At 68.5% G+C, this 13,365-nt stretch carries 12 protein-coding genes and 2 tRNA genes; 12 read left to right on the plus strand and 2 right to left on the minus strand.

The window, feature by feature from the left end; all coding sequences use genetic code 11:
• Positions 1 to 35: 35 nt before the first annotated feature.
• The 12 genes from MLE43_RS12500 to MLE43_RS12555 all read left to right on the plus strand — a co-directional run bounded on the left by MLE43_RS12500 (position 36) and on the right by MLE43_RS12555 (position 10,924).
• On the plus strand, positions 36 to 1,091 hold the full coding sequence (locus tag MLE43_RS12500; protein ID WP_243304518.1) for a hypothetical protein: 1,056 nt from the start codon (positions 36 to 38) through the stop codon (positions 1,089 to 1,091).
• Positions 1,092 to 1,172: 81 nt separating this feature from the next.
• Positions 1,173 to 1,466, plus strand: a complete 294-nt coding sequence (locus MLE43_RS12505) for an FYDLN acid domain-containing protein (RefSeq protein ID WP_243304521.1) — start codon at positions 1,173 to 1,175, stop codon at positions 1,464 to 1,466.
• A 56-nt stretch (positions 1,467 to 1,522) separates the two neighbouring features.
• Complete coding sequence (locus tag MLE43_RS12510; RefSeq protein WP_243304523.1) at positions 1,523 to 2,458, plus strand: adenosine deaminase family protein; 936 nt, start codon at positions 1,523 to 1,525, stop codon at positions 2,456 to 2,458.
• Between the two features lie 225 nt (positions 2,459 to 2,683).
• Positions 2,684 to 2,760, plus strand: a tRNA-Arg gene (locus MLE43_RS12515).
• A 24-nt stretch (positions 2,761 to 2,784) separates the two neighbouring features.
• Positions 2,785 to 2,869: transfer RNA gene (locus MLE43_RS12520), tRNA-Leu, on the plus strand.
• A 33-nt stretch (positions 2,870 to 2,902) separates the two neighbouring features.
• Positions 2,903 to 4,552 (plus strand): trigger factor, encoded by a 1,650-nt coding sequence (gene tig, locus MLE43_RS12525; RefSeq protein WP_243304525.1) that lies wholly within the window; start codon positions 2,903 to 2,905, stop codon positions 4,550 to 4,552.
• A 76-nt stretch (positions 4,553 to 4,628) separates the two neighbouring features.
• Positions 4,629 to 5,225, plus strand: a complete 597-nt coding sequence (gene clpP, locus MLE43_RS12530) for an ATP-dependent Clp endopeptidase proteolytic subunit ClpP (protein WP_243304527.1) — start codon at positions 4,629 to 4,631, stop codon at positions 5,223 to 5,225.
• Positions 5,225 to 6,352 (plus strand): histidinol-phosphate transaminase, encoded by a 1,128-nt coding sequence (gene hisC, locus MLE43_RS12535; protein ID WP_243304529.1) that lies wholly within the window; start codon positions 5,225 to 5,227, stop codon positions 6,350 to 6,352. The genes clpP and hisC overlap by 1 nt, the downstream gene beginning before the upstream one ends.
• A gap of 30 nt (positions 6,353 to 6,382) precedes the next feature.
• Positions 6,383 to 8,041 carry a RecQ family ATP-dependent DNA helicase gene (locus tag MLE43_RS12540; protein ID WP_243304530.1) on the plus strand — a complete coding sequence of 553 codons (1,659 nt, stop codon included), beginning with the start codon at positions 6,383 to 6,385 and terminating at the stop codon, positions 8,039 to 8,041.
• 182 nt (positions 8,042 to 8,223) lie between these two features.
• Entirely contained in the window at positions 8,224 to 9,675 is a 1,452-nt protein-coding gene (locus tag MLE43_RS12545) for a NapC/NirT family cytochrome c (RefSeq protein ID WP_243304532.1), read from the plus strand.
• 35 nt (positions 9,676 to 9,710) lie between these two features.
• Complete coding sequence (cmk, locus tag MLE43_RS12550) at positions 9,711 to 10,376, plus strand: (d)CMP kinase (RefSeq protein WP_243304534.1); 666 nt, start codon at positions 9,711 to 9,713, stop codon at positions 10,374 to 10,376.
• The gene (locus MLE43_RS12555; protein WP_243304537.1) at positions 10,373 to 10,924 is read left to right on the plus strand and encodes a hypothetical protein; all 552 of its coding nucleotides are present in this window, start codon (positions 10,373 to 10,375) and stop codon (positions 10,922 to 10,924) included. Before cmk ends, MLE43_RS12555 begins: the two co-directional genes overlap by 4 nt.
• Before the next feature lie 49 nt (positions 10,925 to 10,973).
• Here the strand turns inward: MLE43_RS12555 and cydB are convergent, their stop codons facing one another.
• The gene (gene cydB, locus MLE43_RS12560) at positions 10,974 to 12,020 is read right to left on the minus strand and encodes a cytochrome d ubiquinol oxidase subunit II (protein WP_243304538.1); all 1,047 of its coding nucleotides are present in this window, start codon (positions 12,018 to 12,020) and stop codon (positions 10,974 to 10,976) included.
• Positions 12,021 to 12,029: 9 nt separating this feature from the next.
• Entirely contained in the window at positions 12,030 to 13,364 is a 1,335-nt protein-coding gene (locus MLE43_RS12565; RefSeq protein ID WP_243304542.1) for a cytochrome ubiquinol oxidase subunit I, read from the minus strand.
• Position 13,365: the final 1 nt, after the last annotated feature.

Consider the following 13,365-nt stretch of genomic DNA (forward strand, 5'->3'; position numbering starts at 1 on the left):
TACCCTGGATCCGAACCTTTCGACCGAGCCCCCCCATGAGCGCCACACGCCCTGAGGACCAGCCCACCCATGAAGCCCTCCGTGGGCCCCTGGAAGCCTGGCTGAACCAGAAGAACCAGAGCCTGCTTGAGGAGGTGATCGCCACCTGGCAGCTGGCCATGGAGCGATTCCATCCCGACGAGGCGCTGCTGGACCGGCTCCGCCAGGCCCTGCCCGGCCCGGCGGCGGCCTCCACGGACCACGGCGATGCCATGGCGGCCTTCGCGGGAGCCCTGGACCTCGTGGAGGGCGCGCCCTCCCAGGGCGATCTCCTCAAGCGCCTGCTGGACGGCCTGGAGCCTCTCGTCGAGCGGAGTGCCCTGTTCATCCTCAAGCAGGGACTGGCCTCCCTGTATGCCCAGCGCGGCTTCGAGGCGAGCGCCCCCCTGAAACCCGGGGCCGTGGTGCCGCCGCCCGACCTGGAGGCCGTGATCCAGGGCCTGGGCCGGTCGCTGCGCAAGAAGGGGGCCGGCTACTCGGCCCTGCTCGCGGTCCTCAGCCCCTACGAAGCCACCGACCTGGTCATCCTGCCCATCCGCCACAAGCGGAAGGCCGTGGCCCTGCTGCTGGTGGACAGCGGCCTGCGCCAGAAGCTGGATCACCCGGAGTTGGTGCGGGCCCTCGTGCTGGCGGCCTCCGCCTCCCTGGGCAGCCTGGCGGCAGGGAAGGACGAACCCCCCCAGGCCATGCCCCATCCCCTGCTCCAGGCGAGCGCCAGCCACCAGTCCAGCGCCCCCACGCAGATGGTGCCCGACACCATCGAAGCGCCGCCGCCGGCGGACCTGGACCCCAAGACCCGTGCCGCCGCCGAGCGGCTGGCCCGCGTCCTGGTGGGCGACGTGGAGCTGTACTTCCCGGGGAAGGTCGCCCAGGCCCACAGCCAGGGCAACCTCTATGGTCTGCTCCGGGATGAGCTCGAACGGAGCCGGGCCACCTTCGTGGAGCGCTTCGGGGAAGATGTCGAGGTCCAGCACCGGATTTTCACCAGCACCGTCGTTCATCAATTGTGTGATGGCGATGCCTCCAAGCTGGGTGGGGCCCCCTGGGCCTGAGGTCCTCCATCAGAAGGGGTGACAATCAGGGTCGACTCTGGTAGAACCTTGTTCCTTTGGGTATGGGCGAGGAACAAGTCAATGGCGGATCTCGGCAAGAAGTTTTCCTGTTTCCAGTGCGCGACGAAGTTCTATGACTTCGGCAAGCCAGAGGCGGTGTGTCCAAAATGCGGCGCGAACCAGAAGGCGGCCCCCGCCAAACCCCGCGCCGTGAAGAAGGAGAAGAGCGTCCATGTCATCGAGGACGACTTCACCGCCGAGCCTGAGGCCGAGAACCTCGAAGAGGCCTTCAGCGAAAGCGGCGTGCCCATCGAACGGGGCCGCGGCGAGGGCTTCGATCCCGGCGACCTGCGCATGGACGACTACGACGAGTAGCGAATGAGCTGCGCTCACTCACTCTGAGGAAAGCGGCCTTCCGGGAGGGGCCGGGGATGAACGATCCGTCGAGCCACCCTCTCGTTGATCGCCACACCCACCTCGAGGGCTCCCTCGATCCAGCCTGGGTCCGGAACGAGGCGACGCGCCGCGGCCTGACGCTGCCCGGGCCCCTTGAAGCCCTGTGGTCCGGCGCCCCCGTGCCCTTCGAGGGCTTCATCGAGGCCTTCCTCTTCGGCGCCGCCCTGCTGGACAGCCGCGAGGCCGTGCGGGCGGCCGTCCGGGCCGTGGCGCAGCGCACGCGGGCCTGCGGCGGCGCAGGCTTCGACCTCTGGGCTTCCCCGCACTTCCTGGTAGTACATCGCGGGCAGATCACCCTCGACGCCTTCTGGCGGGGGCTGGAGGAGGGCCTGGCTGAGGCACGGGTCAAGGGGCTCCGGGGCTGCGTGGTGGTGGACGCCGTGAACCACTTCGGCCCGAAGCATGGCCACGCGGTGCTGGATCTCGTGCTGCCGGACCTGCCCCCCTTCGTGAAAGGCTTCTCCACCGGCGGACTAGAAGGCCGTCCCTTCCGGGACTGGGCCCCCGTCTTCGACCGCGCCCGGGCCGCGGACCTGCGCATCGCCGCTCACGCCGGCGAAAACGGCCCCGGGTCGAATGTCCGGGAGGCCGTCCTCGACGGCGGGGTCGCCCGCATCGTCCACGGCATCCGGGCCGATGACGCCACCCTGGCCCTGCTGGCCGAGCGCCGCATCCCCGTGGACATATGCCCCAGCTCCAACCGAGCCCTGGCGGCCGATGTGACGCCCCACTCCCTGCCCCGCATGCTCCGCGCCGGGGTGCGCTGCGCCCTCGGCACGGACGACCCCGGCGTCATCCCCTGCGACCTGGCCACCGAAACCGCCGCGGCCCGCTCCCTGGGCCTCGATGACACCGCCCTGGCCGCCCTGCGCCGGCACGGAGCCGAAGATGCCTGGTGTCTCCTGCCCTGAGCGAAGCCAGGGGTCTAAGCGGCCGGGCGATCCAGGTAGACTAGGGGATTCGGTGCGGGCCCGGCTCCGGCCTCCGCGAGCGAGGCGAGCGGGAGGACGCGCCAGAAGGCGCGTCCGATAGGCCATGGGCGATGCTGGATAGGGCCTTCAGCATCCGGCGCTCTATCCAGCCAACCCAGGGGTCGAAGCGGCCGGACGATCCAGGTAGACTAGGGGATTCGGTGCGCGCCCATAGCTCAGCTGGATAGAGCATCAGGCTTCGAACCTGAGGGTCGGGCGTTCGAGTCGCTCTGGGCGCACCACCGGACTGACAACTTGGCATCCCTGCGAGCGTGGCGGAACTGGTAGACGCACTGGATTTAGGTTCCAGCGGTTCACACCATGTCGGTTCGAGTCCGACCGTTCGCACCACTTCGCACGTCCCTCGCATCACACGGAGCATCCATGTCCGCCACCCTGCACCACCAGTCCCCCACCCGCAAGGCCGTCGAAGTGACGGTGCCCGCCGCCGAGGTGAGCGCCACCTTCAACGAGGTGGTGGCGAAGATCGCGCCGAAGGTCCGCATCCCCGGCTTCCGCCCCGGCAAGGCCCCCCGGCCCGTCCTGATGCAGCGCTACGCCCGCGAGATCCAGTCGGATGTGGCCCAGCAGCTCGTGGAGAAGCACTTCTGGAAGGCCGCGCAGGAGGCGGGCGCCCTGCCTATCTCCCACCCCTCCCTGGAGAAGCTGGACCTGAAGGAAGGCGCCGATGCCGTCTTCCGCGCCCAGTTCGACGTGGCGCCCGAGGTGGCGCTGCCGGACTACAAGACCATGGTCCTCACCAAGAAGAAGCGGGCCATCGACGAGGCCACCGTGGCCGAGCACCTGGAGGGCCTCCGCCAGCGGGCCACCAAGCTCCTGCCCGTCGAGGACGGCGTGGTGGCGCAGGGTCTCATCGCCACGTGCGACATCCGTGTGAAGCCCCAGGGCCTCAAGGCCCAGTCCTACCAGGACCAGGTCCTGGAGATCGACGGGACCCGCCCCTTCGACGCCCAGCTCCTCGGCATGAAGGCCGACGAGAAGAAGGCCTTCAACCTCACCCATCCCGACGATGACGCCAACAAGGTCCTCGCCGGCAAGACGCTGGCCTACGAGGTGCAGATCAAGGACATCCGCCGGAAGGAAGTGCCGGCCCTGAGCGACGAGTTCGCCAAGGACATGGGCGCCTTCGAGAACCTGGAGGCCCTCAAGGCCGCCGTGAAGAAGGACCTGGAGGAGGCCGCCGAGCGCGACGCCGTGGCCCGTCTCCACGCCACCATGCTCGACACCCTGCTGGATGCCGTGCCCTTCGAGGTGCCCCGCTCCATGGTGGCCCTGCAGCTCGACGACTACTGCCAGGAGTTCGCCCAGCACGTGGCCCGCCAGGGCATGGATCCCAAGAAGGTGAACTGGCAGGGCTACCGCCAGTACCGCCTGAACGATGCTGAGAGGGCCGTGCGCAGCGGCTACCTGCTCCAGGCCATCGGCAACACCGAGTCCATCGAAGTGCCCGAGGCCGACATCGACGCCGAGATCCGGACCTTCATGGCCGAAAACCAGGTGCAGCAGCCCTTCGAGGCCTTCAAGGCCGAGCTGGAGCGCCGCGGCAACGCCACTGAGATCAAGGGCCGCCTCCGCACCGACCGCATCTTCACCCACCTGCTCAGCACCGCCAAGGTCACCGAGGAGCTGCTGGACAAGGCCGCCTTCGAGGCCCTGGTCGAACTGGAGCGCAAGCGCGAGGCTGGCCTCCCCGTCAACCGCTTCGACGCGGGCGGCCTGGAGGGCGGCGAACTGGAAGGCCAGGAAGGTGGCGAACCCGCTGCCGTGGCCCCCGCCGGCCATGTCCACGGCCCCGACTGTGACCACGATCACGACCACGACGCCGAGGCCGCCCCGGCCAAGAAGCCCGCCGCCAAGAAGGCCGCGAAGGCCGAACCGGAAGCCGAGGAGAAGCCCAAGAAGGCCGCCAAGAAGGACGAGCCCGCTGCGGAGAAGCCCAAAAAGGCCGCCGCCAAGAAGGATGAGCCCGCCGAAGAGAAGCCCAAGGCCAAGAAGCCTGCTGCCAAGAAGTAGTGGTCTGCCTGCGCCGCTGATGAGAAGGCGCCGCAAGGCGCCTTCTTGCTATCCTGATGAGCCAGCCGGAGGGCCCATGCCCAGCAGCTACTATCCCCCCATCGTCATCGAGCAGACCCCGCGCGGCGAGCGCAGCTACGACATCTATTCGCGCCTGCTGAAGGACAACATCATCTTCCTGGGCACCGCCATCGACGACAACGTGGCCAACGCCATCGTCGCGCAGATGCTGTTCCTCGAGAGCGAGGACCCGGACAAGGACATCCAGATCTACATCAACAGCCCCGGCGGCAGCGTCACCGCGGGCCTGGCCATCTACGACACCATGCAGTTCGTGAAGAACGACATCGTCACCTACTGCATCGGCCAGTGCGCCTCCATGGGCGCCCACCTGCTGGCCGCCGGCACCAAGGGCAAGCGCTTCGCCCTGCCCAACGCCCGCATCATGATCCACCAGCCCAGCGGCGGCGCCCAGGGCCAGGCCACGGAGATCGAGATCACCTTCAAGGAGATCCAGCGCCTGAAGGACAACCTGGCCGCCACCTTCGCCAAGCACACGGGCCAGCCCCTGAAGAAGGTCATCAAGGACATGGACCGCGACTTCTTCATGGGTGCCGAAGAGGCCCTGGAATACGGCATCGTCGACAAGGTCCTTTCGGAGCGGCCCGCCTGATGAGCAGCAGCCTTTCCGCCCTCCCCGCCTTCGAACACCTGGCGCGGATCCCGCTCTACGTCCCCGGCAAGCCCATCCAGGAAGTCCAGCGCGAGCTGGGCCTCACCTCCATCGTCAAGCTGGCGTCCAACGAGAACCCCTGGGGCCCCACGGAGGCCGTGAAGGCCCGCGTCGGCGCGGTCGTGGCCGGCTCCGAATTCGAGGGACTGGGGCTCTACCCCGTGAGCGACGGCTACTACCTCCGCCAGCGCATCGCCGAGCGCAAGGGCCTCTCCCTCGATCGCGTGGTGCTCGGCAATGGCAGCAGCGAAATCCTGGAGATGGTGGCCAAGGCGGCCTTCCTGGAGGGCGGCAGCGCCGTCATCCCGAAGCACAGCTTCGCCATCTACGGCATCGCCACCCAGACGGCCGGCGGGCGCGTCATCGAGTCCCGGGCCTCCGCCACGGAACTCGACGCCGATGACATCCTCCGCTCCGTGGCGGACGACACGCGCCTGGTCTACCTCGGCAATCCCAACAACCCCACGGGCATCCGCCTGGAGCGCGCCGAACTGGAGCGTCTGGTGCGGAACCTGCGCGAGGACATCGTCCTCGTGGTGGACCAGGCCTACGCCGAGTACGAGGAGCCCGACAGCTACCCGGACGCCGCGGCCTACCTGGATCAGCGCCCGAACCTGCTGGTGCTCCACACCTTCTCCAAGATCCATGCCCTGGCGGCCCTGCGCATCGGCTACGGCCTGGGCTCGAAGGAGCTGATGGGCTTCCTCGAGCGGGTGCGCAGCCCCTTCAACACCAACCACCTGGCCCAGGTCGCCGCGGAGGTCTCCGTGCAGGACCTGGCCTTCGAGGCCTTCTCCCGCCAGAAGAACACCGAGGCGCGGGCGGCCTTCGAGAAGGAGGCCGCCCGGCACCGCTGCCAGCTCTCGGGGACTTCCGGCAATTTCATCCTCGTGGAGACCGCCTTCCCCGCAGCGGATCTGTTCAGGGAACTGCTCAAGCGCGGCGTGATCGTGCGGCCCATGCAGGGCTACGGCCTGCCCAACCACATCCGCGTGACCTTCGGCAGGCCCGAGGAGATGCAGGCCTTCTGGGCCGCGGCCGGCCCCCTGCTCGACGGCGGCTGCTGATTGGCCCCAGTACCGGAGGAGATCGGCCTCTTGAGGGGCCTGCTGGAACGAGGTGACCGCGCCGCCTGCCGGCAGGGCCTCGATGCCCTGCGGGCCCGCTACCGCCAGGAGCCTTCCGCCTTCGACCAGGGCGCCATCGCCGCCCTGAAAGCCCTCGCCACGGATCTGGAGAAGGTCCCCGACCTGGAATCGGCCCTCAAGGCCACCTTCGGCTACGGCGCCTTCCGCCCCGGCCAGCGGGCCATCATCGAAGCCGTCATGGCGGGCCGGGATGTGGTGGGCATCATGCCCACCGGAGCCGGGAAATCCCTCACCTACCAGCTGCCCGCCCGCCTCCTGGGCGGCGTCACGCTGGTGGTGTCGCCCCTCATCGCCCTCATGAAGGACCAGGTGGATGCCCTCACGGAAGCCGGCCTCCGCGCCACCTTCCTGAATTCAAGCCTGGGCGCGGAAGCCCGCCGGGAGCGCATCCGCGCCCTCAAGAACGGCGACCTGGAACTGGTCTACGCCGCCCCGGAGGGCCTCGATCTCTACCTGGCGGACCTGCTGCGGGAGGTCGACCTCCGCCTCATCGCCGTGGACGAGGCCCACTGCATCAGCCACTGGGGCCATGACTTCCGCCCGGCCTACCGCACCCTCGCCGGCCTCAAGCAGCGCTTCCCGGGTGTGCCCGTGCTGGCCCTCACCGCCACCGCCACGCCCGAAGTCCGCCGGGACATCGCAGAGCAGCTGGAGATGCGGAATCCTGTCGAGGTGCAGGGTTCCTTCTTCCGGTCCAACCTGCGCATCAGCGCCTACCGGAAGGGCGTCGAAGGCCTGCCGCCGGTGCGAGAGGCCCTCCTGCGTCTGGTCCTGGCGCGGCGCGGGGAGAGCGGCATCATCTACTGCCTGTCGCGCAAGGCCGTGGAGGCCACGGCGGCCTTCCTGACCGGAGAGGGCCTGCGCGCCGCGGCCTACCACGCAGGCATGAACGCCGAGGCCAGGTCCGCAGCCCAGGAGGCCTTCCAGCGGGATGACGTGGACGTCATCGTGGCCACCGTCGCCTTCGGCATGGGCATCGACAAGAGCAACATCCGCTACGTCATCCACCGCGACATGCCCAAGAGCGTGGAAGGCTGGTACCAGGAGATCGGCCGGGCGGGCCGGGATGGCGCGGATGCGGACTGCGTGATGTTCTACAGCTGGGGCGACGTGCTCAGCTACGACCGCTTCACGGACGGTCTCGACGCAAGCCTGGCCCAGGGGCAGCAGCGGCAGACGCGCGATCTCTTCCGCCTCGCCGAGTCCCTCCGCTGCCGCCACCAGGCCCTGCTGGCCCACTTCGGCGAGCGCATGGAGCCCTGCGGGGCCTCCTGCGACATCTGCTCCGGGGCCGATCCGCTGGAAGCCGCCCCGAAGCCCGGCAAGGCCAAGAAGGGCTCGCCCCGCGGCACCCGCCCCGCCCTGCCCGAGGGGCCGGCGGACGGGGAAGAGGCGCTCTACCGCGATCTGAAGGCCCTCCGGAAACAGCTGGCCGACGCCAAGGGCGTGCCCGCCTATGTGATCTTCAGCGATGCCACCCTCCAGCAGATGGCCCGGTTCCAGCCGGCCACCGAAGCCGAATTCTTAGCCTTGAGCGGTGTGGGGCCGAAAAAGCTTCAGCAGTACGGCGAGACCTTCCTCCGGCTGCTGCGCGGCATCTCGCATTGAGCCGACCCGCGCGGTCGGGGACCTCTGTCACAACCTGGAATCGCCCTGATTGAAATCAATGGAGATAAACCACGATGCCCCCGGGGCGGCCTTGTCTGGGACGCCTGGGGAATTTAGGGTGGAAAGGGACATTACACACTCGGTTGTCATTTGTCTTTTCCCCACGTAGCGGAGGTGGATACATGAGCTTGAAAGAACGCATCAGGGACCTCGTGAGGCTCGCCTTCCAGATGGGCAACAACTGGATGACCCTGCTGGGCGTGGCCCTGACGACCAGTTCTGCCTTCACGCTCGTCTGGTTCTGGTTCATGGAGCTGACCAGCCCGAGGGCCGTCCACCCCTACTTCGGGATCGTCCTCTTCCTCGCCCTTCCCGCCCTCTTCCTGGCGGGCCTGGTGCTCATCCCCGTCGGCATCCTGCGCACGCGCCGGAAGCGCCGGCTGGCGGGCGAGCCCATCACGCCCCTCCAGAAGGTCGATTTCACTCAGCCCGGCATCCGCCGCCTGCTGCTGGTGGTGGGCGCGCTCACCTTCATCAACGTCGGCATCCTGGGCACCGCGGGCCTCAAGGGCGTGGAGTACATGGACTCCAACCGCTTCTGCGGCCTCACCTGCCACACCGTGATGGCCCCCGAGTACACCGCCTTCCTGAACTCCCCCCACTCCCGCGTGGGCTGCGCCCAGTGCCACATCGGCCACGGCGCCCCCGCCCTCGTGCGGGCCAAGATCTCCGGCACCCGGCAGCTCTTCGCGGTGGCCTTCGGCACCTACTCCCGCCCGATTCCCAGCCCCGTCGAACACCTGCGCCCCGCCCGCGAGACCTGCGAACAGTGCCACTGGCCCCAGAAGTTCACCGACGACAAGCTGCTCATCCGCACCAAGTACGCCGATGACGAGGCCAACACGCCCTCCACCAGCATCCTCCTGCTGAAGATCGGCGGACACACCGCCAACGGCACCACGGGCATCCACGGCCGCCACCTCGACGCCATGGAGCGCATCAGCTACATCAGCACCGACCACCGCCGCCAGGAGATCCCCAAGGTCACCTACCGCGATGACAACGGCCAGCTCGTGGAGTACGTCACCGACGACTTCAAGAAGCTGACCCCCGATCAGCTCGCCAAGGCCACCGAGCGCAAGATGGACTGCGTGGACTGCCACAACCGGCCCACCCACGCCTTCGAGCTGCCCGATCGCGCGGTCGACAAGGCCCTGAACCAGAAGCGCATGAGCGCCGAACTGCCCTACATCAAGAAGAAGGCGGTGGAGCTCCTGAAGGTCGAGTACGCCAGCCAGCAGGAGGCGGCCTCGAAGATCGTCCTGGGCATCAACGAGTTCTACCGGACCAGCTACCCCGAGGTGTTCAAGCACAAACGGGCCCAGGTCGATGCCGCCGCGGAGGCCGTGAAGGCCATCTACCTCCGCAACGTGTTCCCCGAGATGAAGCTGCTCTGGGGCACGCATCCCAACAACATCGGCCACGAGGAGTCCGTCGGCTGCTTCCGCTGCCACGACGGCAGCCACACGGCCGCCGATGGCCGCACCATCAAGGGCGACTGCGACACCTGCCACACGATCCTCGCCCAGGATGAGAAGGATCCCAAGGTCCTCAAGGATCTCGGCATGAAGTGATGGAATGGGTGGGAGCGGTCCCGCAGAATGAAGGCATGACCGCTGCCGCCCTTTCCCTGATCGCGATCGACGGCCCGTCGGGGGTGGGGAAGTCCACCACAGCCCGGCGGGTCGCTTCGCGTCTGGGCTGGCAGTACCTCGACACCGGCGCGATGTACCGCGCCGCGGCCCTGGCCCTTCATCGCGCCGGCCTGGCGCTGGAAGACCGGACCGGGTTGGAGCGGCTCCTGGCGGGCCTGGACCTCGCGCAGCAGGGCATGCGCATCTTCCTGGCAGGCGAGGACGTGAGCGAGGCCATCCGCAGCCAGGAGGTCACGCGGCGCGTCACACCCGTGAGCGCCGACGCCCGCGTGCGCGAGGTGCTCGTGGAGCAGCAGCGCCGCATCGGCGCCTCCGGCCACTGGGTGGTGGACGGCCGCGACATCGGCACCGTGGTCTTCCCCGGCGCCTGCTGCAAGATCTTCCTGACCGCCAGCCCCGAGGCCCGGGCCCGGCGGCGCTTCCTTGAACTGGAGGCCAAGGGCCAGGCTCCGGTGCTCGAGGAGGTGCTCGCCGACCAGCGGCGCCGCGACGAGGCCGACAGCACCCGCGCCGTGGCCCCCCTCCGGCAGGCCGCGGACGCCGTGGCCCTCGACTCCAGCGACCTCAGCCTCGAGCAGGTGGTGGACTGGATCGTGGCCCGGCACCTGGCCCACCCGTGATTCCGCTCCCCGGTCCGGTCCAGGAGGCCTGGGAGGCCGAATGGCTGCCCGTGCGAACCTCGGCCCTGGTGGGCGTCAGCGTCGCCCTGCTCCTGGTGGGCGGGGTGGCCCTGGCCTCGGAACCCGGATGGATCCCGCTGCTGGACGGCGTGAACCTGGTGTTCCATGAAGCCGGGCATCCGCTCTTCGGCCTCCTCGGCTGGGAGACCCTCACCATCCTCGGGGGCACCCTGATGCAGCTGCTGGTTCCGCTGCTCGTGGCGGGTTCCTTCTGGCTCCGGCGGGAAGCCCCGGGAACCGCCTTCGCCGGTCTCTGGGGCTTCGAGAACCTGCTGAACATCGCCCGCTACGTCGGCGACGCCAGGGCCCAGGTGCTGCCACTGGTGGGTGGCGGCGAGCACGACTGGGCCGACCTCCTCGGGCGCTGGGGACTGCTGGCCCAGGACGCCTCCCTGGCGGCGGGCCTCCGGGCCCTCGGCTGGCTCGGCATGGCGGCCTGCTGGGGCTGGCTGGCCTGGCGGTGGCGGCACCGTCCCACGCCGGCGTGAAAGCAGACGGCCCGGGTGATCCGGGCCGTCTGCTTGAATCCGGAAGGCTTCAGTACCCCTCGCCCTCCGCCGCGGCCTTCACCTTCCCCCGGTTGAACCGGAAGAGGAAGGCCAGGTAGCCGATGGCGATGGGGAACCCGATGAGCCACCACACCAGGCCAGCCCGCAAGCCGTGGGCGCCCACGGCCGCGTTGTGCGCCGTCAGGTCGAACTGGGGGCCGAGCGTGGACTTCAGCATCACGGGATAGACGCAGGCTGCGCTGGCCGCGAGGATGCCGAGGATGAAGGCCCCCGATCCCAGGAAGGCCAGCAGGAAGCGCTCCCGCTTGATGCCCACGAACACCAGGCCCAGACCTGCCAGGAAGATCAGCGAGGCCACCCAGCCGAGGGGCGCCTGGGGAAGGCGATGGAAGATGTCCGGGTTCACCGCGGAGGTGGCGAAGCTCGCCACGATCCAGAGCACCAGCACCGCGCCCCATAGCTTCAGGGCGAGGCCCTTGGCGCGGTCGTGCACGGCACCACCGGTCTTCCAGGCCAGGAACAAGGCGCCGTGGGCGGCCACCGTCACCAGGGCGAACACCCCGATGAGCACGGTGTACCAGTCCAGGATCCCCGGCGTGCCGCCGACCCGGAAATCGGTCCAGAGGGCCATCTCGAAGTAGCCGGTGCCATCGACGGGCACGCCGCGGAGCACGTTGCCCAGCGCGGCCCCGAAGAGGATCGGCAGCAGCACGCTGGAGAGGGCGAAGGTGCCATCCCAGAACCGCCGCCAGAGGCCATCCTCCAGGTGGGAGCGGAATTCGATGGAGATGCCCCGGAGCATCAGGCACCAGACCACCAGCCAGATGGCGAGGTAGAACCCGGAGAAGCCCGAGGCCAGCACCTTGGGGAAGGCCAGGAACATCGACCCGCCTCCGGCCAGCAGCCAGACTTCGTTGCCGTCCCACAGGGGGCCGATGGCGCCCAGCACCTGGCGGCGCTCCTCATTCGTCTGCGCGACCACGAGATGCAGGATGCCGGCGCCGAAGTCGAACCCGTCCATCACCACATAGATGGCCACCATCACCGAGACCAGCCAGAACCAGAGCATTTCCATGGCAGCCTCCTAGGCCTTCGGGGAATGGGAGACGGGGCCGTGGGAGATCTCCCGGCCGATGAGGAAGAGCCAGAGGACGCTCAGCACCACGAAGATCCCGGCAAACCCGAGGGTGGTGAAGGCAGTGTGGCCCGCGTTCACGGTGGGGGATCCGCCCTGGAGGGTCCGCAGCAGACCGTAGATGAGCCAGGGCTGGCGGCCGAATTCGGCCACGGCCCAGCCCGCGGCCGTGGCGATGTACGGGAAGGGGAAGGCCAGCATCAGCACCCACAGCATGGGCCGCGCGGTGTCCAGGCGGTTCTTCCAGAGCAGCAGGGCCGCGAGGCCCATCACCGCGATCATGATCGTGCCCAGGCCCGCCATGATGTGGAAGCTGTAGTAGAGCAGCTCGATGTTCTGGGGCCACTGGTCCTCGGGGAACTCGAGCAGCCCCTTCACGTTGCTGGAGAAGCTGCCATAGGCGATGAAGCTCAGCACCGCGGGCAGCTGGATGGGATTCTCGATCCTCCGCCGGGCGACATCCGGCTGGCCGATGAGGGTCAGGTTGGCGCGGGGGCCGCTCTCGAAGCGCCCCTCCATGGCGGCCAGGGTGATGGGCTGGTACTTGGCCACGAGCTTGCCGGAGATGTCCCCCGTAGGGAACGCCACGAGGGCGCTGAAGATCAGGCCCATGATCGTGCCGGTCCGCAGGTTCAGCCGGGCCTGCTCGGGATGGAGGCCCTTGAGGGTCCAGTAGGCCCCGATGGCCGCCACCACGAAGGAGGCCGTCACCACCGCGGCGATCATGTTGTGGGCGTACTGCCCCAGGGCCCAGGGGTTGAGCAGGAAGGCCCAGAAGCTGGCCAGCTGGAGGCTGCCGTCGGCGGCGTGGGTGTAGCCCACGGGATGCTGCATGAACGCGTTGGTGGCGATGATGAAGTAGCCGGAGAGCCAGCTGCCGATCCACAGGGCCAGCGCCGCTCCGAAGTGGCCTTTCGGCGAGAGCTTCTTCTCACCCCAGATCAGCATCCCCAGGAAACTGCTCTCCAGGAAGAAGGCGAACATGCCCTCCATGCCCAGCGTCTGCCCGATGATGCCGCCGGAGAAGCGCGAGAAGGCGGCCCAGTTGGTGCCGAACTGGAACTCCAGGGGGATGCCCGTCACCACGCCGATCGCGAAGTTGATGCCGAAGATCTTGATCCAGAACCGCGCCGCATCGTTGTACCGCGCCTCGCCGGTGCGCAGCCCCATGGCCTTCAGCACCACGATGACGAGGGCGAGCCCCATCGTCAGCTGGGGGAACAGGTAGTGGTAGGTCGCCGTGAACCCGAACTGAAGCCTGTGCCAGAAAAGCGGATCACCCATG

This window comes from Geothrix oryzisoli (assembly GCF_022808865.1).
GTDB classification, from domain to species: domain Bacteria; phylum Acidobacteriota; class Holophagae; order Holophagales; family Holophagaceae; genus Geothrix; species Geothrix oryzisoli.